22 protein-coding genes and 2 riboswitches are annotated in these 26,158 nt (G+C 70.6%); of the genes, 16 read left to right on the top strand and 6 right to left on the bottom strand.

The window, feature by feature from the left end:
- The first annotated feature begins 149 nt into the window (after positions 1-149).
- The 6 genes from OG758_RS18865 (at position 150) to OG758_RS18840 (ending at position 6,679) form a co-directional block, all read left to right on the top strand.
- Complete coding sequence (locus OG758_RS18865) at positions 150-1,298, top strand: L,D-transpeptidase (protein WP_326715960.1); 1,149 nt, start codon at positions 150-152, stop codon at positions 1,296-1,298.
- A gap of 185 nt (positions 1,299-1,483) precedes the next feature.
- A complete protein-coding gene (locus tag OG758_RS18860; protein ID WP_326711089.1) occupies positions 1,484-2,686 on the top strand; it encodes a L,D-transpeptidase in 1,203 nt (400 codons plus the stop codon).
- Positions 2,687-2,774: 88 nt separating this feature from the next.
- Positions 2,775-3,542, top strand: coding sequence for an enoyl-CoA hydratase/isomerase family protein (locus OG758_RS18855; RefSeq protein ID WP_116509701.1), 768 nt, complete (start codon positions 2,775-2,777; stop codon positions 3,540-3,542).
- A 338-nt stretch (positions 3,543-3,880) separates the two neighbouring features.
- On the top strand, positions 3,881-4,384 hold the full coding sequence (locus tag OG758_RS18850) for an ATP-binding protein (protein WP_326711088.1): 504 nt from the start codon (positions 3,881-3,883) through the stop codon (positions 4,382-4,384).
- A 328-nt stretch (positions 4,385-4,712) separates the two neighbouring features.
- On the top strand, positions 4,713-5,489 hold the full coding sequence (locus tag OG758_RS18845) for a polysaccharide deacetylase family protein (protein ID WP_326711087.1): 777 nt from the start codon (positions 4,713-4,715) through the stop codon (positions 5,487-5,489).
- Positions 5,486-6,679, top strand: coding sequence for a YncE family protein (locus OG758_RS18840; RefSeq protein ID WP_326711086.1), 1,194 nt, complete (start codon positions 5,486-5,488; stop codon positions 6,677-6,679). The genes OG758_RS18845 and OG758_RS18840 overlap by 4 nt, the downstream gene beginning before the upstream one ends.
- Before the next feature lie 10 nt (positions 6,680-6,689).
- Here the strand turns inward: OG758_RS18840 and OG758_RS18835 are convergent, their stop codons facing one another.
- Positions 6,690-7,334, bottom strand: coding sequence for a GNAT family N-acetyltransferase (locus OG758_RS18835; RefSeq protein WP_326711085.1), 645 nt, complete (start codon positions 7,332-7,334; stop codon positions 6,690-6,692).
- A 57-nt stretch (positions 7,335-7,391) separates the two neighbouring features.
- Between OG758_RS18835 and OG758_RS18830 the strand changes: the two genes are divergently transcribed.
- The 5 genes from OG758_RS18830 to OG758_RS18810 all read left to right on the top strand — a co-directional run bounded on the left by OG758_RS18830 (position 7,392) and on the right by OG758_RS18810 (position 13,720).
- Entirely contained in the window at positions 7,392-8,306 is a 915-nt protein-coding gene (locus OG758_RS18830) for a helix-turn-helix domain-containing protein (RefSeq protein ID WP_326711084.1), read from the top strand.
- Positions 8,307-8,347: 41 nt separating this feature from the next.
- Positions 8,348-8,563 carry an EF-hand domain-containing protein gene (locus OG758_RS18825; RefSeq protein WP_326711083.1) on the top strand — a complete coding sequence of 72 codons (216 nt, stop codon included), beginning with the start codon at positions 8,348-8,350 and terminating at the stop codon, positions 8,561-8,563.
- Positions 8,564-8,683: 120 nt separating this feature from the next.
- The gene (locus OG758_RS18820; RefSeq protein ID WP_326711082.1) at positions 8,684-9,649 is read left to right on the top strand and encodes a helix-turn-helix transcriptional regulator; all 966 of its coding nucleotides are present in this window, start codon (positions 8,684-8,686) and stop codon (positions 9,647-9,649) included.
- A gap of 158 nt (positions 9,650-9,807) precedes the next feature.
- A complete protein-coding gene (locus tag OG758_RS18815; RefSeq protein ID WP_326711081.1) occupies positions 9,808-12,492 on the top strand; it encodes a M4 family metallopeptidase in 2,685 nt (894 codons plus the stop codon).
- Between the two features lie 568 nt (positions 12,493-13,060).
- On the top strand, positions 13,061-13,720 hold the full coding sequence (locus tag OG758_RS18810) for an NADPH-dependent F420 reductase (RefSeq protein ID WP_326711080.1): 660 nt from the start codon (positions 13,061-13,063) through the stop codon (positions 13,718-13,720).
- Positions 13,721-13,741: 21 nt separating this feature from the next.
- On the opposite strand, the gene OG758_RS18805 is transcribed toward OG758_RS18810, so the two are convergent.
- Complete coding sequence (locus tag OG758_RS18805) at positions 13,742-14,293, bottom strand: glycoside hydrolase family 25 protein (protein ID WP_266559857.1); 552 nt, start codon at positions 14,291-14,293, stop codon at positions 13,742-13,744.
- 244 nt (positions 14,294-14,537) lie between these two features.
- On the opposite strand from OG758_RS18805, the gene OG758_RS18800 reads away from it, so the two are divergent.
- Positions 14,538-15,527 carry a L,D-transpeptidase gene (locus OG758_RS18800; protein WP_326711079.1) on the top strand — a complete coding sequence of 330 codons (990 nt, stop codon included), beginning with the start codon at positions 14,538-14,540 and terminating at the stop codon, positions 15,525-15,527.
- Positions 15,528-15,556: 29 nt separating this feature from the next.
- Here OG758_RS18800 and OG758_RS18795 read toward each other — a convergent pair whose 3' ends face one another.
- From OG758_RS18795 to gcvT, 4 genes are all read right to left on the bottom strand, one after another.
- Positions 15,557-16,927, bottom strand: coding sequence for an L-serine ammonia-lyase (locus OG758_RS18795; RefSeq protein ID WP_326711078.1), 1,371 nt, complete (start codon positions 16,925-16,927; stop codon positions 15,557-15,559).
- Positions 16,928-17,079: 152 nt separating this feature from the next.
- Positions 17,080-18,354 (bottom strand): serine hydroxymethyltransferase, encoded by a 1,275-nt coding sequence (gene glyA / locus OG758_RS18790; protein WP_326711077.1) that lies wholly within the window; start codon positions 18,352-18,354, stop codon positions 17,080-17,082.
- A 13-nt stretch (positions 18,355-18,367) separates the two neighbouring features.
- Positions 18,368-18,751 carry a glycine cleavage system protein GcvH gene (gene gcvH, locus OG758_RS18785; RefSeq protein ID WP_116509676.1) on the bottom strand — a complete coding sequence of 128 codons (384 nt, stop codon included), beginning with the start codon at positions 18,749-18,751 and terminating at the stop codon, positions 18,368-18,370.
- 92 nt (positions 18,752-18,843) lie between these two features.
- Entirely contained in the window at positions 18,844-19,983 is a 1,140-nt protein-coding gene (gcvT, locus tag OG758_RS18780; RefSeq protein ID WP_326711076.1) for a glycine cleavage system aminomethyltransferase GcvT, read from the bottom strand.
- Between the two features lie 47 nt (positions 19,984-20,030).
- Positions 20,031-20,142, bottom strand: a riboswitch (glycine riboswitch).
- Positions 20,143-20,246, bottom strand: a riboswitch (glycine riboswitch).
- Between the two features lie 197 nt (positions 20,247-20,443).
- On the opposite strand from gcvT, the gene OG758_RS18775 reads away from it, so the two are divergent.
- The 4 genes from OG758_RS18775 to OG758_RS18760 all read left to right on the top strand — a co-directional run bounded on the left by OG758_RS18775 (position 20,444) and on the right by OG758_RS18760 (position 26,146).
- Positions 20,444-21,061, top strand: coding sequence for an AAA family ATPase (locus OG758_RS18775; RefSeq protein ID WP_326715959.1), 618 nt, complete (start codon positions 20,444-20,446; stop codon positions 21,059-21,061).
- A gap of 106 nt (positions 21,062-21,167) precedes the next feature.
- Positions 21,168-21,935: an enhanced serine sensitivity protein SseB gene (locus tag OG758_RS18770; RefSeq protein ID WP_326711075.1), complete on the top strand. Its 768-nt coding sequence runs from the start codon at positions 21,168-21,170 to the stop codon at positions 21,933-21,935.
- 169 nt (positions 21,936-22,104) lie between these two features.
- Positions 22,105-22,905 (top strand): enhanced serine sensitivity protein SseB C-terminal domain-containing protein, encoded by an 801-nt coding sequence (locus OG758_RS18765; RefSeq protein WP_326711074.1) that lies wholly within the window; start codon positions 22,105-22,107, stop codon positions 22,903-22,905.
- Positions 22,906-23,140: 235 nt separating this feature from the next.
- Positions 23,141-26,146: an AfsR/SARP family transcriptional regulator gene (locus OG758_RS18760; protein ID WP_326711073.1), complete on the top strand. Its 3,006-nt coding sequence runs from the start codon at positions 23,141-23,143 to the stop codon at positions 26,144-26,146.
- The last annotated feature ends 12 nt before the right edge of the window (positions 26,147-26,158 follow it).

The raw sequence follows: 26,158 nt of genomic DNA, 5'->3' as shown, positions 1-26,158 counted from the left end.
CGGCTCCCCGTCGCGTCGTCCTCCCCAGTGTTCTGCCCAGAGCTTGGGTCGCACTCACGTTTCCCCGGCGGGGTGACGGTCGTTGATCGGGTGTGAGAACAGCTGTGAGAAACGCAGGGGCCACGCTGGCCGCCGTACTGACGTGGGCGATGGTGCTGACCGGGGTCACCGGATGCACCGCCGCGCAGGATCTGCTCGGCAAGCCGCGGTCCCCCGAGGAAGCCATCAAGGTCGTCCCGGCCAACGGGACCAAGAACGTAGGGGTCGACCGGCCGATCGAGGTGACGGTGCCGGACGGGCGCCTGGAATCGGTCAAGGTCGTGAAGCTCCAGGACGGACAGGAGGCCCCGGTCAAGGGCCGGATCGACGACGACGGCACGCGATGGCGGCCGACCGGCGAACGGCGGCTCTCGCAAGCCGCCCAGTACACCGTGGACGTCATCGCGCGCGACGAGGACGGTCACCGCGCGGCCCGCCACACCACCTTCACGACGGCCGTCCCCGCCAAGCGGTTCGTCGGCTACGTCACGCCGGAGGACCGGTCCACCGTCGGCACTGGCATGATCGTTTCGCTCCAGTTCAACAGGGCCATCGAGAACCGAGCCGCCGTCGAACGCGCCGTCCGCGTCACGGCGAAGCCCGCCGTGGACATCGCCCCGCACTGGTTCGGCAAGTCCCGCCTCGACTTCCGGCCGCGCGAGTACTGGAAGCCGGGCACGGAGGTCACCGTCGACCTGGGGCTGCGCGACGTGGAGTCGGCCCCCGGTGTGTACGGCGTGCAGCACAAGAAGATCGGCTTCACCATCGGTCGCAGTCAGGTCAGCGTGGTGGACGCGGCCGAAGACACCATGGAGGTACACCGCGACGGCGAACTCGTGGACACCATCCCCATCACCGCCGGGGCGCCCAAGACCCCCACGTACAACGGGAAGATGGTCGTCAGCGAGATGCTCGAGATGACCCGGATGGACAGCCGCACCGTCGGGTTCGGCGGCGAGTACAACGTCCCCGACGTGCCGCACGCCATCCGGCTGACGTCATCCGGAACGTTCCTGCACGGCAACTACTGGACATCGGACGCCTTCGGCAACCGCAACATCAGCCACGGCTGCATCGGGCTGGCCGATGCCAGGGGCGGCAGCTCGGACTCGCCCGCGGGTCACTTCTTCGACCGCAGCCTCGTCGGCGACGTCATCGAAGTGGTCAACAGCAAGGACAAGGTGGTCGCACCTGACAACGGCCTCAGCGGCTGGAACATGACCTGGAAGGACTGGAAGGCGGGCGCTGTCACGCACTGAGCCCCGCGGTCGGCCGGCCCGGCCCATGCCCCACCCCACGCCCCGTCAGAGCCAGACCAGTTGGGACTGAACGGTGACATATCTGGGGACCCATAACTGCAGGTCGTGTGGTTATCTGTCGCAGTGCGCGCTAGGACGCGCTGGGGTGCGGGCCTGACCGGCCTTGCGCGAGGGGAGACAAGATCGTGAACGGGCGACGACCGATATCGGGGGCTCTGCTGGGGGCCGCTCTGCTGCTGGCCACGGCTTGCGGCGGAGGGGGCGGCGGCTCCGGTGCGGGGAGTGACGGCAAGGGCGGCGACTCGGGTAAGGCGGACACCAACAAGCCGTCCCAGGCCGTCGTCACCATCGCCCCGAAGGACGGCGCGGACGGCGTGGCCACCAGCGGAGACCTCCGGATCACCGCCGACAAGGGCAAGTTGACCGAGGTGAAGGTCGCCGACACCAAGGGCAACCCGGTCGAGGGAAAGATCGTGGACGGCGGTGCCGGCTGGACGCCCGCTCACCACCTGGCCGCCTCCACCAAGTACAAGGTGCACGCGGTCGCCAAGGACTCCGAGGGCCGCGCGTCCGCGAAGGACGTCGCGTTCACGACGCTGGTCCCGAAGAACACGTTCGTCGGCCAGTTCACGCCGGAGGACGGCTCGAAGGTCGGCGTCGGCATGCCGTTCTCGGTCCACTTCACACGGGGCATCACGCACCCGGAGGACGTGGAGAAGGCCATCGAGATCAAGACGGAGCCGTCCGTGCCGGTCGAGGGCCACTGGTTCGGCAACGACCGCCTCGACTTCCGCCCCGAGAAGTACTGGGCCGCGGGCACCAAGGTGACCGTCAAGCTCAACCTCGACGGCGTCGAGGGCCGGCCGGGCGTCTACGGCAAGCAGGCCAAGACCGTGAAGTTCACGATCGGCCGCAGCCAGGTCTCCACGGTCGACGCCAAGACGCACATGATGACCGTGAAGCGCGACGGCAAGACGATCAAGAAGGTCCCGATCACCACGGGCAAGCCGGGCTACTCCACGTGGAACGGCCAGATGGTCATCAGCGAGAAGCTCACCGTGACCCGTATGAACGGCGAAACGGTGGGCTACGGCGGCGAGTACGACATCAAGGACGTGCCGCACGCGATGCGCCTGACGACGTCCGGCACGTTCATCCACGGCAACTACTGGGGCGGCGGCGCCTTCGGCAACTACAACGCCAGCCACGGCTGCGTGGGCCTGCGCGACGTGCGCGGCGGCTACGACAGCAAGGTGCCCGCGGCCTGGTTCTTCAACAGCTCGATGATCGGTGACGTCGTCGAGGTGAAGAACTCGCAGGACCGGACGGTGGCCCCGGACAACGGCTTCAACGGCTGGAACATGTCCTGGGAGAAGTGGAAGGCCTGACCCCCTTCCGGCCCTGAGTGGAGAGGCCCGGCGCACTGTGACCAAGTGCACCGGGCCTCTCCCGTTAACGCGCACTAACCTGCTGTCCATGACTGCCTACCTCGAAGTCGCCGAAGGCGTCGGCACGATCCGGCTCGACCGGCCGCCGATGAACGCTCTGGACATTGCCACCCAGGACCGCATCAAGGAGCTCGCCGAGGAGGCCTCGCGCCGCGACGACGTGCGCGCCGTGGTCGTCCGCGGCAGCGACAAGGCGTTCGCCGCCGGCGCGGACATCAAAGAGATGCAGGCCATGGACCACGCGGCCATGATCGTGCGCTCCCGCGCCCTGCAGGACTCGTTCACGGCCGTCGCGCGCATCCCCAAGCCGGTCGTCGCCGCGGTCACCGGCTACGCGCTCGGCGGCGGCTGCGAGCTCGCGCTGTGCGCCGACTTCCGCATCGCCGCCGACGACGCCCGGCTCGGCCAGCCCGAGATCCTGCTCGGTCTGATCCCCGGCGCGGGCGGCACGCAGCGCCTCGCGCGCCTGGTCGGCCCCTCCAAGGCGAAGGACCTCATCTTCACCGGCCGCCACGTGAAGGCCGAAGAGGCCCTCGCCATCGGCCTGGTGGACCGGGTCGTGCCCGCCGCGGAGGTCTACGAGCAGGCGCACGCCTGGGCCGCGAAGCTGGCGCAGGGGCCGGCGCTCGCGCTTCGCGCCGCGAAGGAGTCCATCGACGTGGGCCTGGAGACGGACATCGACACCGGTCTCGCGGTCGAGCGAAACTGGTTCGCGGGCCTGTTCGCCACCGAGGACCGCGAGCGCGGCATGCGGAGCTTCGTCGAAGAGGGCCCGGGCAAGGCCAAGTTCCTCTAGCCGGTACGCCGGTGCGCCCGGCGCCGGCGCACGGGCTCGCAGGCCGCGCGAGAAACCCGTATCAACTTCCCCTGATGCACTTGCAGTTGACGGGATGTCTCACCGCTGTCCCTCGTTGGGGCGGTTTATCGCAGCCTTAAGAGAACCTTAAGGCCGTTCGGGTCGCCGAGGTCGGTGATCGGATCGAATCGCGCGATCGCCGCAGCTCAGCACGTGTGCGGCAAGGGTCTAACTGCCAGTGTCATATGCCAAACCAGCCCCCCGGAACGGAAGGTTCCGGGGGGCTTATTCGGCAGGAACGGCCCCGGAACGCGCTCTGGGCAGCCATGATGGGGGGCATGGCGGGGCTGGAGGGTATCGAACAGCCGCGGAGGCACGGGAGTGCGACCGCGGCGCGCTGGTCGCCTGCGGTCGAGGACGAACGGGCTCTGAAGGCACTGGAGTTGTTCGGGAATCCGGCCGAGGCGGAGGTGCCGCTGCCGTCGCGGCCCGAGTCGGCGGCGACCGCGCGCAGGCTCGCCCAGGTGGTCGTCCTGCGGCACTGGGGGCTCTCCCCGAAGGTGACCGAGGATGTCGTGCTGCTCGTCTCCGAGCTCGTCGGCAACGCGGTGCGGCACACGGGGGCCAGGATCTTCGGGTTACGGATGGTCCGCAGGCGTGGCTGGATCAGGGTCGAGGTGCGGGATCCCTCGCGCGGCCTCCCCTGTCTGATGCCCGTCCACGAGCTCGACATCAGCGGGCGTGGACTCTGTCTGGTCGACAAGCTCTCCGACCGCTGGGGCGTGGATCTGCTGCCGCGCGGCAAGACCACCTGGTTCGAGATGCGGGTCGTCGACCGCTGAGTGCGGGGCCCGGCGGCGGCACGGATGCCGGGGCGCCGGGGGTACACGAAAGCCCCCGTTTTCGCCTTGTGGGGCGCCGCGGGGGCTTTCGTGGAGCGCCGTGGATGGTGGGGGTGTTATCCACGGCCGCTGTCGACGACCGAGCCCGGGTCAATGGGGGTCGTGTTTCCGACTATGGCAGACCCCGGCCCGTGAGGCCAAATGAATCCTCGGTGACGTGGGCCACGAGCCTGGCAAATGAAGATTTATTAATGACCCCGTCCAGTATTTGTTAAGACCCCCGGGTCGGTAAGTCCCTTTTGTGTCGCATTGGCCTTGAATGTGACAGGTGACCACGACCGACCGCCGCGGAGCCCTCCGCTTCGGCGCCGGACTCACCGCCGCCGCCCTCACCACCGGCTGCTCCACCACGGCCCGCGACCCGGTGGCCGCCGGGCACTCCGCGAGCCCGGCCCACCCCGCGCGCGCCGCTCCGGCGGCTCCGGGCCCCCGTCGCTTCCCCGGGCAGCCCGCCCAGATCGACCACGGGCCCCGCAACCGCCCCCGCGTCGCCCTCACCTTCCACGGCCAGGGCGACCCGGCGATCGCGTACGCGCTCCTCAAGGAGGCCGAGCGTGCCCACGCCAGGGTGACGGTCCTGGCCGTGGGCACCTGGCTCGACGAGCACCCCGCCGTGGCCCGGCGCATCCTCGACGGCGGCCACGACCTGGGCAACCACACCCTGAACCACCGTGACATCAACACGATGCCCGAGGCCGAGGCGCGAGCGGAGATCACCGGCTGCGCGGACCGCATCCGCCGGCTCACCGGCTCCATCGGCACCTGGTTCCGGCCCTCGCGCACCCAGCGGGCGACCCCGCTCGTCGCGAGCCTGGCCCGTAGCGCCGGCTACCCGCACGTCCTGTCGTACGACGTCGACTCCCTCGACTTCACCTCGCCGGGCGCCGCCGAGGTGACCCGCAAAGTCACCTCGGAGATCCGCGAAGGCTCCGTCGTGAGCCTGCACTTCGGATACGCGGACACGGTCGCCGCGCTGCCCGCCCTCCTGGAAGACCTCGACCGCCGCGGCCTGGCCGCGGTGACCACCACGGAGCTGCTGACATGACACCGCGCCGCACCCGCACCACCGCAGCACTGATCGCCGCCGCCACCGTTCTCGGGGCCCTCGCGGGCTGCGGCGCCGACCCCAAGGTGCACCGGGCCACCGAGGCGCTCGGTACGCACGGTGTGAAGGCCGTCGGGCCGAAGCCGAAGCCGGTCGAACAGGGCCTGCCCGGTATGCCGCCCGTCCTCGACCCCAAGGACCTCTACGCCGCCGACCGGCCCGGCCAGCTGTCGCCGGTCGTCAAGGACTTCCCGTCCCGCGTCTACGTGCCCAACACCGAGTCCGACACCGTCTCCGTCATCGACCCCAGGACGTACAAGGTCATCGAGACGATCCCCGTCGGCAACCAGCCGCAGCACGTCGTGCCGTCCTGGGACATGAAGACGCTGTGGGTCAACGACGACAAGGGCAACACGCTCACGCCCATCGACCCGAAGACCGGCAAGGCCGGCAAGACGGTGGACGTGCACGACCCGTACAACCTCTACTTCACGCCCGACGGCAAGTACTCCATCGTGATGGCCTCGCTCGACCGTGAACTGGTCTTCCGCGACGCGCACACCATGAAGCAGGTCAAGACCGTGCCCGTCAGCTGCTACGGCGTCAACCACGCCGACTTCTCGGCCGACGGCCGGTACTTCATCGTCTCCTGCGAGTTCAGCGGCGAACTCCTCAAGGTCGACACCGCGAAGATGAAGGTCGTCGGCCAGGAGCGGCTGCCGTTCGCGGGCGCGATGCCGCAGGACGTCAAGATCTCCCCGGACGGCAAGACGTTCTACATCGCCGACATGGTGGCCAACGGCATGTGGGTCCTGGACGGCAAGAAGTTCACCACCCCCAAGCTCCTGCCCACCGGCAAGGGCGCGCACGGGCTCTATGTCAGCCGGGACTCCCGCGAGATGTACATCTCCAACCGCGGCGAGGGCACCATCTCCATCTTCGACTTCGCGAAGAACAAGCTGACCAAGAAGTGGACGCTGCCCGGCGGCGGCAGCCCCGACATGGGCGGCGTCTCCTCCGACGGCAAGGTCCTCTGGCTGTCCGGCCGCTACGACTCCGAGGTGTACGCCATCGACACGCGTACGGGGAAGCAGCTCGCCCGCATCCCCGTCGGGGACGGCCCGCACGGCCTGGCCGTGTACCCGCAGCCCGGCCGCTACTCGCTCGGCCACACCGGCATCTTCCGCTAGGGCCTCTCCGCTACCGGGGCGCGGTGAACAGCGCCTCCGCGCCGACGGGACGGTAACCGGCCGCCTGGAACGCCCGGACACTGCGGGCGTTCCCGGGGGACTGCTGGGACCACACCGGCCCGCCGTCCGGGACCAGATGTCGGGCGGACACGGCGAGGAGCCGGCCGAGGCCCCGGTGGCGCGCCTCCTCGTCGACCTCGATCGCCGTCTCCCAGCGGCCCGCGACGCCGCGCCCGAGGACCAGCACCCCGCCGTCCGCCGCCCACATCCGCACGTCGTCACGGCGCACCCGCGCCCGCAGCACCCGCGGATGGTCCGGGTCCGCGATCTCCTCCAGGGCCACCGGCGGCGCGCCCGGCAGCGCAGGAGCCACCGTGAGCAGGTCCGTCGTGTCGTGACGGCGCCCGGTCCGCTCCATGAGCGCGCCGAGGAACCGCGGATTCATCGTCGCCGCCAGCGGATCGCAGTCCAGGCCGCGCAGCGTCTCGTGCACCCATCCCGGGTCCTCGTCCGTGAACACCACCGAGTGGGCGGTGAAGGACAGCACACCCGCGTCCCGGTGATCCGCCTGCGGCACCACCGTCGTGCCCCCGTCCGGCGGGGGGAAGACCCCTCGCGCCGCGGCGTCCAGAATGTTGCGCACAGTGCCCGGCATGGCGTTCCCCTCGGCTCGCTTGAGTCTCCACCCACTGGAAGGCCCAGACTCCTCGACATGATCGACGACGGCCCGCGGCTGCTCACCATCGGGCAGCTGTCCCGGCGCACCGGCCTGTCGGTGCGCACCATCCGCTACTGGTCCGACGTGGGCGCCCTGCCGCCCGTCGGACGCAGCTCGGGCGGCTACCGACTGTACGACGCGAGCTCCCTCGCCCGGCTCGAACTCATCAGAACCCTGCGGGAGTTGGGCCTCGGCCTGGACGACGTACGCAGCGTGGTGGACGGGGAGTCGGACATCGCCTCCGTGGCCGCCGCGCATGTGGCGGCGCTGGATGCGCAGATCCGCTCGCTGCGGCTGAACCGGGCCGTCCTTTCGACCGTCGCGAAGAGGAACTCGAGCGCAGAGGAGATGGCCCTGATGAACAAGCTGGCGCGGCTGAGCGCCGCCGAGCGCAAGCACATCATCGACGACTTCATGGAGCAGACCTTCGGCGGACTGGACGCCGCCGACCCGGACATCCGCACCCGGATGCGGGTCATGGTCCCCGACCTGCCGGACGATCCGACGACCGGGCAGGTCGACGCGTGGGTCGAGCTGGCCGAGCTGATGCAGGACCCGGACTTCCGCGCGCACATGCGCCGGATGATCGAGTTCAACGCCGCCGACCGCGGGCCCGACGTCCCGCCGGGCAGCTCGCTGTGGTTCATGAGCCGCCTGGTGCAGCTCGCCGGGGAGGCGCGGGAGCGCGGCGTCGCACCCGAGTCGCCCGAGGCGGACGAGGTGCTGCGGGGCCTGCTCGGGAACGCCGACCCGGCCGCCGTACTGGAGCGCATGGAGGCCGCGGCCAACGACGACGTGGCCCGGTTCCGTGACCTGGTGTCCCTGGTGCGGGGCCTGGAGACGCTGCCCCGGCACAACGAGGAGTTCGCGTGGGTGGTCGCCGCACTGCGCGCTCGTACGGCCGGTTAATCTGACCTCCGTCAGTGTTACAGCAAGAAGGGGTGGACCCGGTGGCGGACATCGAGGAAGCACGCAAGGCGTTCCAGCGGTTCGACGCGGACGGCGACGGCTTCATCACAGCGGCCGAGTACAAGAGCGCGATGGCTCAGATGGGCGACTTCAACGTCACCGAGTCCGTCGCCGAGGCGCTCATCGCCCGGCAGGACGCCAACGGGGACAAGGTCCTCTCGTTCGACGAGTTCTGGACGAACCTGAACAAGGCCTGAGCGCTGAGACCCCAGCCACGTCCGCGAGTCCCGGCGCCCGAGGCGCCGGGACTCGCGGACGCTTCGCTGCTCACCCTCCTCGGGCTCGGCCCCGAGGAGGACGCCGTCTACCGGCTCCTGGTGGACCGGCCCGACAGCGACCAGGCCGCCCTGGCCGACTCCGGGGCCGGACCGGACGACATCGACCGCGTCCTCGGCCTCCTCGTGGAACGCGGCCTCGCCGGCGCCGAACACCGCGACGGCACCGTCCGCTACCGCGCCGCCCCACCCGTCCTCGCCCTCGGGCCGCTCCTCGAATCCCGCCGTGCCGCGCTGCACCGGGTCGAGTCGCTCGTCGGAGACCTGGCGGAACGGCACCGCTCCGCCCAGTCGTACGTGCCGGTGGAGGTGCTCTCCGGCACGGTCGCGATCCGGCGCAGGCTCCTCGCCATGCAGCGCCAGGCGCGCCACGAGGTGTGCTCTTTCGTGCCGGCGATGCCGGTACCCCAGGTGCTCACCTTCCAGGACAACCTCGAAGAGGCCGAGCGCGACGCGATGGACCGCGGCGTCACCCTGCGCGCCGTCGTGGAGCGGGGCTGCCTCGAACAGCCGGACACCGCGCGCACCCTGGCCGACGTCGTCGCGCACGGCCAGCAGATCTCCGTCGTCGAGGATCTGCCGATCAAGATGATCCTCGTGGATCGCAGGGCCGCCCTGTTGCCGCTCGACCCCGAGCGCGACGAGGTGGAACCCGTCGCCCTCGTCGTGCACCGCAGCGGCCTGCTCACCGGCCTGCAGTCGCTCTTCGAGCAGCACTTCGCCAAGGGCCGGCGGCTGGGCGCGCACGGAGCCGAGGGGCCGGGCGACGGCGGCGGACGTGAACTCGACTCCACCGACCGGCAGATCGTCGGGCTGCTGCACACCGGCCTCACCGACGCGGCCATCGCCCGTCAGCTCGGCATGGGCCATCGCACCGTGCAGCGGCGGTTGCACGCCCTCATGGACGAGGTCGGCGCCGTGACCCGCTTCCAGCTCGGCTGGCACGCGGCCCGCGCGGGCTGGCTGGACGGGGAGACCCCCAACTCCGTTTCACCGCAGGGTTCCTGAGGCGTATTTACGCCACGGCACGTTCGCGCCACCGTCATCCCCTGTTGGCGGAACCCGCCGTACCGAAGCATCGACCCCGTCAACCGAGTGGGGCGCACGCGCCCCGCTTATCGGTGTGTGATGGGGAGGGCTCTGTGAGACGAACGAGGATCCGGCGGATGCTGGCGACCGGTGTGGTCGTCGCCGCCACGGGATCGGCGCTGCTGGCCGCGCCGGCGTGGGCGGACGGCGACACCACGGCGCCCCCGGCCACCACGGCGGCCGACCCGGTGCCGGTCGCTCCCGCGATGACGCAGGGCCTGGACGACGCCGCGCGGTCGGGCACGCCCGCCGAGGCCGCCCGCGCCCATCTGAAGGCCCACAAGGACACGTACAAGATCCCGGTCTCCGACCTGAAGACGCTCGGGACCACCACGTCCGGCAAGCAGTCCTCCGTCCGCTTCCGCCAGCAGCACAACGGTGTGCCGGTGTTCGGTGCCGAGTACGCGGTGCAGAGCGAGGCGGCCGACGGTGGCCGGCGTGTCACCTCAGCGACCGGCACGCTCTACACCCACCTCACGGTCTCCACCACGCCGACGGTGTCGCGGGCCGCCGCCGAGCGGCGGATGTTCACGCTCGACCGCGACCTGTCCCGCGTCGAGGGCGCGAAGACCGCCGAGCACGGTCTGACGGTCCTGCCCGATGCCGCCGGCGGCAAGCTGGCCTGGCACTTCACCGTCACCGGCGCCAGGTCCGACGGCAGCCCCGTGCGCCAGGAGGTGTACGTCGACGCGCGCGTGGGCGGCATCGCGCTCTCGTACAACAACGTCGACGCCGCCGACGCGTCGCCCGCGGAGGGAACAGGCGTACGCGTCGACGGCAGCGAGGCGAAGCTGAACGTCAACAAGGAGTCCGACGGCTCGTACACACTGGTCGACTCGACGCGCGCCATGTACGCGCGGACCGGCGGACAGATCCGCACCTACGACGCGCAGCGCAAGAACTACACTGACGTCGCGGGCGGCCCCGTCACGGACGACATCCCGCTGGTGAAGTCCGCCGGTGACCGCTTCGACGGCGCCAACACGTCGTCGGGCGCGGTGGACGCCCACCTCAACGCCGCCAAGGTCTACGAGTACTACAAGGACAAGCTCGGCCGTGACGGCATCGACGGCAAGGGCAGCAGCATCTACTCCGTCGTCAACGTCGCCTCCAACGGCAAGGACTACGCCAACGCGTTCTGGGACGGCGACAAGATGGTCTACGGCCACATGGGCGGCGTGCCGCTCTCCGTGGGCCTCGACGTGGTCGGCCACGAGATGACGCACGGCGTCACCGAACACTCCGCCGGGCTCGTCTACCTCAACCAGTCGGGCGCCCTCAACGAGGCGATATCCGACTACTTCGGCAACGCCATGGAGACCGCCGACAAGGGCATCGCGATGAGCGACCCCACCTCCGGCTTCGTCGGCGAGTACCTCTGCAACGGCACCAAGCCGCTCGACGAGTGCGCCCTGCGCGACCTCAACGACGGCCGCAACGCGCAGAGCGACTACGACCCCATGACGCTCGACTTCGACAACGGCGGTGTGCACGCCAACTCGACCATCGTCGGTGGCGCGCTGTGGGACATGCGCAAGAGCCTCGGTGCCGACCTCGCCGACCGGATCACCTACCGGGCGGCCCAGAACTACCTCACCCCGCTCTCGGGCTTCACCGACATGCGCAACGCGGTCACCCTCGCCGCGAAGTCCCTGAAGGTCTCCGGCGGCGACCTCGCCGTCATCGCCAAGGCCTTCGACGACCACGGCATCGAGCAGGGCTGGGAGCAGAAGGCCGGCACTCACGACGGCACCACCATCGGCGCCGACGTCCTGCCCGCCTACGAGGTCTACTCCGGCATCGACGAGCAGGCCGCGCAGATCAGCGGCGACGTCTACGCCATCGGCCACGGCGACGCGATCGCCTGGGGCCAGGGCGGCGCGGCCTTCGGCATCACGGTGGGCCGCTTCGGCAAGCATCACCAGCACGAGCTGGCGCAGCGGGACGCCTACCTGATGGACCCGTCCCTCGACGACGAGCGCGTCGTCTTCACCCGGATCTCCGCCACAGGCATCGGCATCTACCAGGCCGGTGACAAGGGCCAGGGCGCGATCAAGAAGCTGGTCGACTCCCCGGACGCCGACGAGACCGAGCCGGTCACCGACCACGGAGCGCTCGCCTACATCCGCACCACCGCCGACGGCGAGCAGGACGTCATGCTCCGCAAGGCCGACGGCACCACGGTCGACGTGACGCCCGAGGCCGGAACCAAGGCGGGCCGACTGGCGATGAAGCACGGGCAGATCGCGTGGGCCGGCGGCGCCGACCACACCTACGTACGCCTCTACGACATCGCCACCGGCACCACCCAGAGCAAGCGGATCGGCGGCTTCATCTTCAACTCCATCGGTGACATCCAGTTCGCCGCGGACCGCGTCTTCTGGCGGGAGAACAGCAGCCTGTTCGGAAGCACCGGCTTCCAGTCCGCGCCCGTCGACGACCTGACCAAGGCGGCGAAGCTGCGCCTGCCGACGGGCACCTACTTCGCCCAGTTCTCCGTCACCGACGACTACTTCGCGTACTCCACGTACGACGCCTGGAGCGGCCTCGGTGGCTGGAGCGGCCCGGAGAAGGTGAAGGTCCTGGCCGCCGGCACGGCCGACGTGGTCGCGGGGACCGGCGCCTTCAGCCGGGTCTCCTGCTCCTCCGGCGCCCAGCTGGCCCCGTCCCTCGGTGACGGCCAGCGCGCCGCGTGGCTGGACACGAGCGCCGCGACGACCGATGTCGTGACCCGGAAGACGTTCGCGGGCACCTGCGAGTAGTAGCCCGGCCCGACCGTCCCCGCGGGGGCGTCCACCGGAGTCCCGGTGGACGCCCCCGCTTCGCCAGGCCGCGGCCACCGCCCGGTTCACGGCCGTCAGGACCGCCCGGACCGACGTCACCAGCGGCGAGGCGTCACGGCCCGCGCCCCACGCCGTCACGCCGTCGATCCGGCACTGCGCGTACGCCGTCGCCTCCTCGCTGTCCGCGTCCTCGGTGAAGTCGACGATGTTGACGCCGACCCCGGCCGCCGCGAGCGTGTCCACGAACGCGGACAGGGTCCCGCTGCCTGCCCCTCGAAGTCGCCTGTGCGGTCGCCTACTTGCGAGACGACCCTCGCCAAGGAACTCGGCCGCGGCCGTTCCACGGTCCGCGAGCCCTGCGCGCCCTCGCCGGCGCCGGTCCGGGCCCGGCAGGGCGCGGGCGTCTTCGTGACCGCCGACCGGCCCGCCAGGACTGAGGCAGGTGCGGCCCCCGTTCGTGTGGCACTCGCGCGAGACCGGCATGGCCCGGCCGGCCCGGAGGTACGTGACCACGCGCGTACCGCACGCTCCTCCGGAAGGGCTCCACATGAAGATCGGCATCATCGGCGCCGGCAACATCGGCGGCAATCTCACCCGCCGTCTCACCGCGGCCGGCCACGACGTGTCCGTGGCCAACTCGCGCGGCCCCGAGACCCTGCGCGACCTCGCCGGGGAGACGGGTGCCACGCCGGTGACCGTCGCCGAGGCGGCCCGCGGCGCCGACGTCGTCGTGGTCACCGTCCCCATGAAGGCCGTCCCCGGCCTGCCCGGTGACCTCCTCGACGACGCGCCGGAAGGCGTCACCGTCATCGACACCGGCAACTACTACCCGCAGCAGCGTGACGGCCGGATCGCCGCCATCGAGGAGGGCATGCCCGAGAGCCGCTGGACCGAACTCCAGCTCGGCCACCCGGTCGTCAAGGTCTTCAACGGCACCTACGCCCACGAACTCCTCGACAGGCCGCGCCCCAAGGGCGACCCCGAGCGCATCGCCCTGCCCGTCGCCGGCGACGACGAAGCGGCCAAGACGGTCGTACGCGACCTGCTCGACGGGATCGGCTTCGACTCCGTGGACACGGGTGGCCTCGACGAGTCCTGGCGCCAGCAGCCCGGCACCCCCGTCTACGGCCTCGCGGCGGACGCGGACACCGTCCGCAAGGCCCTCTCCGAGGCGTCCCCGGAACGCACGGCGGAGTGGCGCGCCTGAGTCACCCGGTGCGAGGGCGCGTCACGGGGTGGCCCAGTCCCGCAGCGCGCCCTTGCTGGTGAACTGGGCGACGTCCTTGTCGAGCGGGCTGTCCGTGTACTGATGGAACTTCCAGGCCGCCTTGATGCGGGGTTTGCCGGCCGTCGTGTAGTCGGCGATCCAGAGCCCGTCACCGGCGTAGGACGTCGTGTCCACGGTCAGCCAGAAGTTGCGGTTCGTGTAGAGCAGCACCCGGTGATGGGGGCGCAGGCGCTTCACCTCGCGGATGAAGCGGTCCTTCTCCGCGTTGCTCGCGCGGGTGCCCTCCCCGGTCGTCTCCCAGTCCACGGCGAGCAAGTCCCCTGCCTTCTCCGGGGCCTTGCTCACGAAGTACTCGGCCTGGGCCGTGAGGTTGCCCGGCCACAGGAAGTGGTAGAAGCCGACGACGCAGCCGCCGTCCCGGGCCAGTTTCGTCTGCGCCGTGAGCCGCGGATTGACGTACGAACGCCCCTCCGTCGCCTTGATGAAGACGAACGACTGGCCTTCCGTGTCGAAGGTGGACTGGTACGAGCTGACGTCGATACCGCGCAGCATGCTGGCCTCCCGGTCGGTGGGGCGACGAGGTCGAACATCCATCGTCCCCGATCCGATCGCGTCGGGGTACCTCTTTCCGCACGTTGATCCGCCCGAGGGATGCGGCGCCGCCAGGACGTTTCGACGGCCGAAGTCTTGGAACACGCTTTACACGGCTTCGTGCAACTGCCGGAGCTGTGTCACTGTCTGACAGGGAGTTGGGCCCGTTGGGGGGCATGGGGTGAATCGGAGAGTGGAGCAGGTCGTGGGACGGCGCAAGGGCGGAATAGGGATCGCGCTCGTTACGGTCGCGGTGCTGGTGGGCGCGAGTGCCTGCGGCGGCGGCAGTGACGACGAGAAAGCGGGCGGGGACCACGGGAAGGCGGCGGGAAAGCCGGGCGCGAGCGCCTCGCCCACACCGGCGAAGCCCAAGGGTCCGCCGATGCTCCTGGAGACGATCACTCCGCTGAACGACGCCAAGGTCGGTGTGGCGATGCCGATTTCGGTGGTCTTCACCAACCCGGTGGCCGCCAAGGCGCGCGCCGCCGTCGAGAAGCACATGAAGGTCAGCACATCGCAGCCGGTGGCCGGTGCCTGGCACTGGTTCGGCGACAAGCGCGCGGACTGGCGCCCGAAGACGTACTGGCCCTCCGGTACGAAGGTGAAGATCGACGCCGACATGAAGGGTGTCAGCAACGGGAACGGACGCTACGGCGTGCACGGTTACACGCACTCCTTCACGGTCGGCGACGACGTCCGGGCCGACGTCTCCGTCACCGGTCACACCATGAAGGTCACCAAGAACGGCCAGGCCGTGCGCACGCTGTCGATCAACGCCGGCAGCGCCGAGTACCCGACCTGGAACGGCACGATGGCCGTCATCGACAAGCAGGAGAAGGTCCACATGACCTCCTGCAGCGTCGGCATCAGCTGCAACAAGGGCAGCGCCAACTACTACGACCTGACGCTGCCCTGGGACGTCCACCTCACCCAGTCCGGCACGTACGTCCACTACTCGACCGGTGACCCGAACCCGGGCAGCGGCTCCGCCCGTGGCTCGCACGGCTGCGTCCACCTGTCGCTGGCCGACGCCAAGTGGTTCTACGGCCAGGTCAAGCAGGGCGACCCCGTCACGATCACGGGCTCGCCGCGCGCCAAGGCTCCGGCCGACAACGGCTACGCGGCCTTCAACCTGGGCTGGGACCAGTGGCTCGCGGGGAGCGGGGCGGGGGAGGGCACGACGGCGACCCTGTGACCGCCGCCGCCCTCAACCCCTGCTGATCCTCAGCACTCGATGATGTTCACCGCGAGCCCGCCGCGGGCCGTCTCCTTGTACTTGACGGACATGTCGGCGCCGGTCTCCTTCATGGTCTTGATGACCTTGTCGAGGGAGACCTTGTGGCTGCCGTCGCCGCGCATGGCCATGCGGGCCGCGGTGACGGCCTTCACGGCCGCCATGCCGTTGCGCTCGATGCAGGGGATCTGGACGAGACCGCCGACGGGGTCACAGGTCAGACCGAGGTTGTGCTCCATGCCGATCTCGGCGGCGTTCTCGACCTGCTCGGGGGTGCCGCCGAGGACCTCGGCGAGGGCGCCCGCGGCCATCGAGCAGGCGGAGCCGACCTCGCCCTGGCAGCCGACCTCGGCGCCGGAGATGGAGGCGTTCTCCTTGAAGAGCATGCCGATGGCGCCCGCGGAGAGCATGAAGCGGACGACGCCTTCCTCATCGGCGCCGGGCACGAAGTTGATGTAGTAGTGCAGGACCGCGGGGATGATGCCCGCGGCGCCGTTGGTGGGCGCGGTCACGACGCGGCCGCCGGCGGCGTTCTCCTCGTTGACGGCCATCGCGTAGAGGGTGATCCACTCCATGGCGCGGGCCATCGGGTCGCCCTCGGCGCGCAGCTGGCGGGCCGAGTTCGCAGCGCGGCGGCGGACCTTGAGGCCGCCGGGCAGGATGCCCTCACGGGACATGCCGCGTGAGACGCAGGCCTGCATGACGCGCCAGATGTCGAGGAGACCGGAGCGGATCTCGTCCTCGGTGCGCCAGGCCTTCTCGTTCTCCAGCATCAGCGCGGAGATGGACAGGCCGGTCTCCTTGGCGAGGCGGAGCAGCTCGTCGCCGGTGCGGAAGGGGTACTTGAGGACCGTGTCGTCGGGGACGATCGGGTTCTCGCCGGCCACGGCATCCTCGTCGACGACGAAGCCGCCGCCCACCGAGTAGTACGTCTTCTCCAGGACGAGGGAGCCCTCGTGGTCGTAGGCGAAGATCGTCATGCCGTTGGCGTGGTACGGGAGCGCCTTGCGGCGGTGCAGGATCAGATCGTCGTCGAAGCTGAACGGGATCTCGTGGACGCCGAGCAGGTTGATCTTCCCGGAGGTCTTGATCGCCTCGACGCGGTCGTCGGCCTTCTCCACGTCGACGGTGCGGGGGGAGTCGCCCTCCAGACCCAGCAGGACCGCCTTGGGGGTGCCGTGTCCGTGTCCGGTGGCGCCGAGGGAGCCGTAGAGCTCCGCCCGTATCGAGGCGGTGTGGGCCAGCAGGCCCTCGTTCTTCAGGCGGCGCGCGAACATGCGGGCCGCCCGCATCGGGCCGACCGTGTGGGAGCTGGACGGGCCGATGCCGATCGAGAACAGGTCGAAGACCGAGATGGCCACGGGGGAACTCCTAGGTGGGGTTTCGGTGGACGCCGTTGTCCGCCGGGTGGTGCGCAAGGCGTTGCGGAGGGCGGTGCATGGGGCGGGGCACCGCTCTCACTGTCCAGTGTGCGCGGTGCCCCGAAATTTCATACGTACAAATGCGTACGAAACTACTTCAGGCCGGGGTACAGGGGGTACTTGTCGGCGAGAGCGGTGACGCGGGCCTTGAGGGACTCCGCGTCCGTGCCCCCGAAGGGAGCGGGCGCCTTCAGCGCTTCGGCGATGATGTCGGCGACCTCGGTGAAGTCCTCGGCCTGGAAGCCACGGGTGGCCAGGGCCGGGGTGCCGATCCGCAGGCCGGAGGTGACCATCGGCGGGCGCGGGTCGTTCGGGACCGCGTTGCGGTTGACGGTGATGCCGACCTCGTGGAGACGGTCCTCGGCCTGCTGACCGTCGAGCTCGGACTCCCGCAGGTCGACCAGGACCAGGTGCACATCCGTGCCGCCGGACAGCACGTTCACGCCCGCGGCGCGCGCGTCGTCCGAGGTCAGACGGGCGGCGAGGATCTGGGCGCCCTCGATGGTGCGCTGCTGGCGCTCCTTGAAGTCCTCGCTCGCGGCGACCTTGAAGGAGACGGCCTTGGCGGCGATCACGTGCTCCAGGGGGCCGCCCTGGAAGCCGGGGAAGACGGAGGAGTTCAGCTTCTTCGCGAAGTCCTTCTTCGCGAGGATGATCCCGCCGCGCGGCCCGCCGAGCGTCTTGTGCGTGGTGGAGGTGACCACGTCGGCGTACTCGACCGGGTTGGGGTGCAGCCCGGCCGCGACGAGGCCGGCGAAGTGGGCCATGTCGACCCACAGGAAGGCGCCCGTCTCGTCCGCGATGCGGCGGAACGCGGCGAAGTCCAGCTGGCGCGGGTAGGCGGACCAGCCCGCGATGATGACCTTGGGGCGGTGCTCCTTGGCGAGGCGCTCGACCTCGGCCATGTCCACCAGGCCGGCCTCGTCGACGTGGTAGGCCACGACGTCGAACTGCTTGCCGGAGAAGTTCAGGCGCATGCCGTGCGTGAGGTGACCGCCGTGCGCCAGGTCCAGGCCCAGGATCGTGTCGCCGGGCTTGGCGAGCGCGAAGAGGGCGGCCTGGTTGGCGGAGGCGCCGGAGTGGGGCTGGACGTTGGCGTACTCGGCGCCGAAGAGGTCCTTGACCCGGTCGATGGCGATCTGCTCGGTGACGTCGACGTGCTCGCAGCCGCCGTAGTAGCGCCGGCCGGGGTAGCCCTCGGCGTACTTGTTGGTCAGGACCGAACCCTGCGCCTCCATGACGGCGACCGGAGCGAAGTTCTCCGACGCGATCATCTCGAGGGTGGACTGCTGACGGTGCAGCTCGGCGTCGACCGCGGCGGCGACGTCCGGGTCGAGCTCGTGCAGGGGGGTGTTCATGAGCGACATGGTCGTGGTGTCCCTAGTTGCCGGAGCCGGAGAACGCGTCGTACTCGTCCGCGGAGAGCAGGTCCTTCGGCTCATCCGAGATGCGGACCTTGAACAGCCAGCCGCCCTCGAACGGGGCGGAGTTCACCAGTGCCGGGTCGTCCACGACGTCCTGGTTCGCCTCGACGACCTCGCCGGTGACCGGGGAGTACAGGTCGCTGACGGACTTGGTCGACTCGAGTTCGCCGCAGGTCTCGCCCGCGGTCACCGTGTCACCGACCTCGGGGAGCTGGGCGTAGACGACATCGCCGAGCGCGTTGGCCGCGAACTCGGTGATGCCGACCGTCGAGACGCCGTCCTCGGCGCCCGACAGCCACTCGTGCTCCTTGCTGTAGCGCAGCTGCTGGGGGTTGCTCATGATCTGAATTCTCCTGTACGCGAATGGGTGCTGCGGAACGAGAGGGGTGTGCGCTGGGTTACTTCCGGCGGCCCCTGAGAGGACTGGTCGGGCTACTTCTGGCGCTTGTAGAACGGCAGCGCCACGACCTCGTACGGCTCGTGGGCGCCGCGGATGTCCACGCCGACGCCCTCGGTGCCGGGGGCGGCGTGCGCCGCGTCGACGTAGGCGATGGCGATCGGCTTGCCGAGCGTGGGGGAGGGGGCGCCGGAGGTGACCTCGCCGATCACCTGGCCGCCGGCGACCACGGACATCCCGGCGCGCGGCACCCGGCGGCCCTCGGCGATCAGGCCGACGAGCTTGCGCGGCGGGGCGGTCTCGGCGCGCTCGGCGGCGGCCTCGAGCGCCTCGCGGCCCACGAAGCGGCCCTCGTTGCCCGTCTTCTCGAACTTCACGACGCGGCCGAGACCGGCGTCGAACGGGGTCAGCGCCGTCGTCAGCTCGTGCCCGTACAGCGGCATGCCGGCCTCCAGGCGCAGCGTGTCGCGGCAGGAGAGGCCGGCGGGGACGAGCCCGACCGGCGCGCCGGCGTCGGTCAGCGCCTGCCACAGCTTCTCGGCGTGCTCCGGGGCGACGAACAGCTCGAAGCCGTCCTCGCCGGTGTAGCCGGTGCGGGCGATGAGGGCCGGGACGCCGGCGACGGTGCCGGGCAGGCCCGCGTAGTACTTGAGACCGTCCAGGTCGGCGTCCGTGAGGGACTTCAGGATGCCGGGGGACTCGGGGCCCTGCACGGCGATCAGCGAGTAGGCGTCGCGGTCGTCGCGGACCTCGGCGTCGAAGCCGGCGGCGCGCTCGGTGATCGTGTCGAGCACGATCTGCGCGTTGCCCGCGTTGGCGACGACCATGTACTGAACAGGGCCGGCCTCCTGCTCGCCCAGGCGGTAGACGATCAGGTCGTCGACGATCCCGCCGTCCTCCTGGCAGATCATGGTGTAGCGGGCGCGTCCGGGGCCGATCGTGGACATGTTGCCGACGAGGGCGTAGTCGAGGAGGTCGACGGCCTGCGGCCCGGTGACGGTGATCTCGCCCATGTGCGACAGGTCGAAGAGGCCCGCCTTGGTGCGGACCGCGATGTGCTCGTCGCGCTCGCTGCCGTACCGCAGCGGCATGTCCCAGCCCGCGAAGTCGGTCATCGTCGCGCCCAGCGAGCGGTGCAGGGCGTCGAGGGCGGTCTTACGGGGGGCGTTGCTCATGAGTGGTGCTCCAGGATCCCAGGCATGACAGACGAGGGCGATGGTCTTCCTCCCCATCTGTCATCGGAACCTGAGAGGTTCGCCGGCGCCACACGTACGGGTGGTCGCGGCTTGCACCTTGGGTGGAGCGGCCCAGGGCCGCCCGCTTTTCAGATATGCCTCGCCCGCGCGGTACGGGGCCTGAGAGATTCAAGGGAGGAACTTGCTCCTTCGGCGCCCCCGGGGACGCGTAGGCGTCCGGGGAGCTCTCCCGCGCGGATTCAAGCGGCCGGTATGCAGTTGGTCGTGCTCTTGGCGCGCACATCATTGCATGCCGACCGCACGGGGAAACCACTTGTACGGCATTACCATCTCTTTACACTTGACGGGCAAGGGTGGCGTGACCGGAGCGGGGAGGACGATCACGGTGCGCAAGGCAGCGGCGGGTGCGTACGCGGCGGCAGGGGTCGGACAGCGAGCGATGCCCCGCCCGAGGTCGGTGACGGGGCGGGGTCCGGTCGTCAGGGATCTGCGCGGCAGAGGCGGCCGTACGCCGAGGCGCCTCGGCTTCGCGCGGGGTGACCTGATCGTGGTCTCGGGGCTCCCGGGCAGCGGCAAGTCCACGCTGATGAGCCGCGTGGTCGGCGGCGGGGGAGCCGTGCGCATCGACTCGCAGGACGCCCGTGACCGCTGGGCGGCCCGGCTGCCCCGGCTCCTCCCGTACGCCGTGTACCGCCCGCTCGTGCGGCTCGCGCACTTCGCCGGGCTGCGGCGGGCCCTGCGCTCGGGAGGCAGCGTCGTCCTGCACGACTGCGGCACGCAGGCCTGGGTGCGGCGCTGGCTGGCCAGGGAAGCCGGGCGGCGGGGCGCGGACCTGCATCTGATGCTGCTCGACGTCGACGCGGACACGGCGCTCGCGGGCCAGCGGGACCGCGGCCGCGGGGTCTCGCGCTACGCGTTCGCCCGGCACCGCCGCGCGGTCGCGGGTCTGGTGGAGTCGGCCGAGCGTGGTGACCTGCCGTGGGGCTGCGCGTCCGCGGTGCTGCTCGACCGGGACGCGACCGATGTGCTGAACGGGATCGCGTTCGAGGGCGGCTGACATCCCGCGACCGCCTGTGAGTGTGCGGATGCGGACGGTGTCGTGTCATCCGCACACGCTAGGGTTCGGCCGCAGACAGAGCGGTTCCAGAGCGGGTGGTAGGCACATGGACATTCCGGCGCAGGCTCATGCACATCCGTACGGCGGGTGGCCGGCCAACGAGCTGGAGGAGGCGCTAGCCGCCTCCCTCGGGGTCGACTCGGCGGGCGGCCGGATCGTCGAGGTCCTCGGACGCAGTCAGGTGTGGATACCGCTGCCCCAGGGCGGCGGGCCCGGCAGTCCGAACCTCGACCTGCCGACGCTGGAGATCGAGGGCCAGGCCTATGTGCCCGTCTTCAGCTCGGAGGAGCAGTTCCTCGCGGTCGTGGGCGACCGGATGGGCTGCACGGTCGCGCCGGCCGTCGAGTTCGCGCGCGGGCTGCCCCCGCAGGTCGGCATCGCGGTGAACCCGGACGGCGCCGTCGGCGTCCCGCTGCCCCCGCCCGCCGTCGCCGAGCTGTGCAGGTCCGGCCGTACGCCGCTGGACGGCCCCGCCACGGGCGGCCGGGTCAGCCTCTACGAGCCCGACTGGCAGAACGACCCGGTCGACTTCCTGGCCGCCGTGCGCGAGGAGTTCGAGGCGTCCGGCGTCGTCCTCACCGCCCGCCGCTGCCTCGCCAGCGTCGAGGGCGGCGACCCCGTCCTCTTCGTCGGCGTCGAGCTGTCGCAGTGGGAGGGGCCCGCGCGCAACCTGCCCATGGACGCCCTGGGCCGCGCTCTGGGCCGGGTCCCGGCGCCCTGGCCGGTGAACCTCGTCCTGCTCGACATCACCCAGGACCCGGTCGGTGACTGGATGCGAGCCACGCTGCGGCCGTTCTACACGCAGGGTCACTGAAAGCCCGGCGCCGGTCCCCGTTCGGGAGAACACGGGAAAGAGGTCGACCGCGCGTACGTCAAGTCGATGTCAGGATCGCCGCTTAAGCTGGTTTCATGACCTGTCTGGGCGGTCCCGCCGCGGGGAGCGGGTCGAAATCGTCGGGTACGTCACGAAGGGGCGGTTACGGGTGAGTGCGTCGGGCACGGCCGCGGCCGGTCAGGTCGAGCACATGCTGCGCCAGGTGACGCCGGGGCGTTACGACGCCTACGAGGCGCTGCTCAACGCGCTCGCGGACCCCGGCGCCGGTCAGGTGTGGATGCTGCTCTGGCACGGCCAGGCCGGATCCCCCGACGCGCAGTACGGGAACATGGAGGTCGACGGCTCCTCGTACGCCCCCTGTGTCACCTCCGCCCAGGAGCTGTCCGCCTCCGGCTGGAGCCGCGCCTACGAGGTCGTCGGCGGCGTCGACGCGGCCCGCACGCTCTACCCCGACCACTACGGCCTCTGGCTCAACCCGCACGCGCCCGGCGGCGGCGTCGGCATCCCGTGGCTCGACCTGCGCCGGATCGCGGGCGGCCTCGACCGCCAGCCCGCCGGGCCCCTGCGGCTGACCGACCCCGCCATCGAAATCCCCCAGTTCTACGCCCTGCTGACGCAGAACGCCCATCGCACCACCGCGATCCGCTCGCTGCGCCGCGCCTGGGTCCAGCCGACGCTCGGCGCGCCCTATCTGGCGATCGGCCTCGATGTGTACGACACGTCGCCGGTGTCCGTGGACGCGGTGCGCGCGATGATGCAGCAGTCGGTCGTCGCCGTGCCCGACGGGCTGCCCGTCTCCACGGTCGCGATGTCCGACGAGCACGACCCCGTCGCCATGTGGCTGCGCGCCAACGCCCGCCCGTTCTACGACCGCGAGGCCCACGCGGCCCCGCCCGCGCCCGCCCCCGTCGCGGGGTACGGATACCCGCCGCCGCACGGGACGTACTGAACTGTTCGGTCTTCAAGTGACATTACGGAACGCTTGGTTGAACGTAAATGAACCGCCCCGCCGCAGTTCACGTGAAGACCAGGTGAGAGCGCTTAAGTAATGCCCTGACCAGGTTTCGAGCACGCTGGTGGAGACCCGCAACTCGCGATCATCGCTGTATAGTCACATCGATTCGGTGGCCGACAGGGGCGGATGGGACGCCTGCGTCCGGTCCACTCCTTAGGGGGGAGCCGTCGTGACAGCAGAAACAACAGCGAGTTACCGAATTCTCGGCCCACTCGAAGTCATCGGCGGCGATCTGCGGGAATGCCGCATCGCGCGCGGCAGACAGCAGGTGATCCTGGGCATGCTGCTCCTGGAGGCCAACCGTGTCGTGAGTGCGGAGAGCCTGATCACGGCCGTGTGGGGCGATTTTCCGCCATCCACGGCGCGTACCCAGATACAGGCCTGCATCTCTTCACTACGCAGCGCTCTCGGGGAAATCGGTGAAGGCGACGCGATCGTGACCAGGGACCCCGGATATGTGATCCAGGTCGGCGATCAGCAGATCGACAGTCAAGTTTTCGCTAAGAAAGTCTCCGAGGCCAACTCCCTGATTGCCGAAGGGAACACGGGCGCCGCCGAATTGCTCGACGAAGCGCTCGGTCTCTGGCGTGGACGAGCCCTGAGTGGAGTTGTCAGCAGCAAATTGCTGTCGAAGGCGTCGGAGCTCGACGAAAACCGGCTGGTCGCCCTGGAGACGTACACGGACCTTGAGTTGGAGTCGGGGCGGGCGGGCCGGCTGGTCGGCTCGCTGCGCGCGCTCGTCGCCGAGCACCCGCTGCGCGAACGTGTGCGCGGCCAGCTGATGCTGGCCCTCTACCGCTCCGGCCGGCAGGCGGAGGCACTGGAGACGTACCGCGCCGGACGGCTCCTCGCGATCGAGGAGCTCGGCCTCGAACCGAGCGACGAACTCAAGCGGCTGGAACTCGCCGTCCTGTCGGGTGAGGCGGCGCTGCACCCCGCCACCGAGCCCGTCACCGCGCCCCGGGAGGCGGAGCCCGGGGCCGCCCCCGGACCGGAGCGCGTCGCCGACCCCGGGGCGCCGGTGTCCGTCTCGCCGCTGGTGCCGTTCCAACTTCCCTCCGACACGGCCGGATTCACGGGCCGGGCCGCCCTGATCGAGGGGATCGACCAAGCCCTGCGCGACGACGGCAACCAGGCCACCCGCATCGTGACGCTGACCGGGCCCCCGGGCGCGGGCAAGAGCACCCTCGCCGTCCACGTCGCCCACCGTGTCGCCGCCCGCTTCCCGCACGGCCAGCTGTACTGCGACGTCGGCGGCACCCGCGCCCAGCCGCTGACCCCCGCCGCCGTACTCGGCCGGTTCCTGCGCGCTCTCGGGGTGCCCGGCGCCGCGCTGCCGGACGACGTGGACGAACGTGCGGAGATGTTCCGGCATCTGCTCGCCGAGCGGCGGGTCCTCGTCGTCCTCGACAACGTTCGCAGCGAACGCCAGTTGCGCATGCTGCTGCCCGGCAGCGCCAGTTGCGCCGTACTGATCACGGGGGGCCCGCGGATCACCGGGCTCGCCGGGGCCCGCGCGTTCAACGTCGACGTGTTCGAGAACGCCGAGGTCCTCGAGATGCTCGAAGGGGTCATCGGGGCGCAGCGCGTACGCGACGAGGTGGCCGCGGCGGAGACCCTCGGGCACATGGTCGGGCGGCTGCCGCTCGCGCTGCGGATCGTCGCCGCGCGCCTCGCCGCCCGCCCGCACTGGTCCCTCGCCTGGATGGTGGAGCGTCTCTCCGACCAGCACCGCACCCTGGACGAACTGGCGCACGGCGACCTGGCGATCAGGACCAGTCTCGCCCTGATGTACAACGGGCTCGACGACGAGGCGCGCCGCCTGCTGCGGCTCCTCAGCCTCCTCGACGGCACGTCGATCCCGGCCTGGACGGCCGCCGCCCTGCTCGACACGGGCCTGCCCCGCGCCGCCGACCTGCTGGAGCTCCTCGTCGACGCGCAGATCCTGCACGTCGAGGGGACCGACCCGACGGGGTCGCCCCGCTACAAACTCAACGGGCTCATACGTCTGTTCGCCCGCGAGGAGCTGGACCGGAACGAGGGGCCCGAGGGGCAGCGCGCGGCGGTCGCCCGCGTCGTCGGCGGCTGGCTGGCCGCGGTGGAGGAGGCCCATCGCCGCATCTACGGCGGCCACTTCACGGTCCTGCACGGCACGGCACCGCGCCTGCGGTTCCCCGCCGGGTACTTCGACCGCGTGCTCGCCGATCCGCTCGGCTGGCTGGAGTCCGAGCGCGCCAACGCGTGTGCGGCGATCCGCCTCGCGGCCGACGCAGGTGAGGCCGAGGCCTGCTGGGACCTGGCCGTCAGCCTCGTCTCGCTCTTCGAGGCCCGCTGCTACTTCGAGGACTGGGAGCAGACCCATCTGTGGGCCCTCGACTGCGTGCGTGAGGCGGGGGCACGGCGCGGGTACGGTGCCCTCATGTGCTCGCTGGGCTCCCTGCACATCAGCCGCTCGCAGCTGACCGCGGCGGGACAGCGGCTCGGCGTGGCCCGCGACGTCTTCGCCGAACTCGGCGACGTGCACGGGCAGGCCATGACCCGGCGCAACCTCGCCCTGCTCGACCAGCGGCGGGGCAACAACGAGGCCGCCCTCGCGCAGTACCGGCCCGCACTCGAGGAGTTCCGCTCGGCCGGTGACTCGGTCGGCGCCGCGAGCGTCCTCGTGCACATGGCGAGCATGGAGATCGACCGCGACAACGCCGACGCCGCGGGCGCCCACCTCTCCGAGGCCTTGACGATCTGCCGTGCCACCGGCAGCCAGCGGGTCGAGGTGCAGGTCCGCTACGTACTCAGCGTGCTGCGCCAGCGCCAGGGCCGTTACACGGAAGCCGAGGAGATTCTCACGGGCATCCTGCGCCAGGTCCGTGAGCGCCGGGACATGGCGGGGGAATCGCGCATCCTGCACCGTCTCGGACTGGTCAACGCCCGGCTCGGCCGCACCGGGGTCGCCCAGGGCCGGCTGCGTGAGGCCATCGCGATCCGCGAGCGGATCATGGACCGGGTCGGCGCGGCCGAAGCGCGCCTGGAACTCGCTCAGCTGGAGGTCGCCATCGAGGACCGGATGCTCCTCGGCGACCACGGCGGTGTCGTCTGCCGCACCGGTGGACCGGCCGGTCCGACGAACACCGCCGGCCCGGGCCGGCCCCGGGGCGACGGTCTGCCGGACAGGCTCTAGGGCCTTCGGTGT

The sequence above is a fragment of the Streptomyces sp. NBC_01474 genome, assembly GCF_035918215.1.
Lineage (GTDB): Bacteria > Actinomycetota > Actinomycetes > Streptomycetales > Streptomycetaceae > Streptomyces > Streptomyces aureus.
Note: the sequence above shows the minus strand (reverse complement) of the source record. Positions and strands in the feature narration are given on the sequence as shown.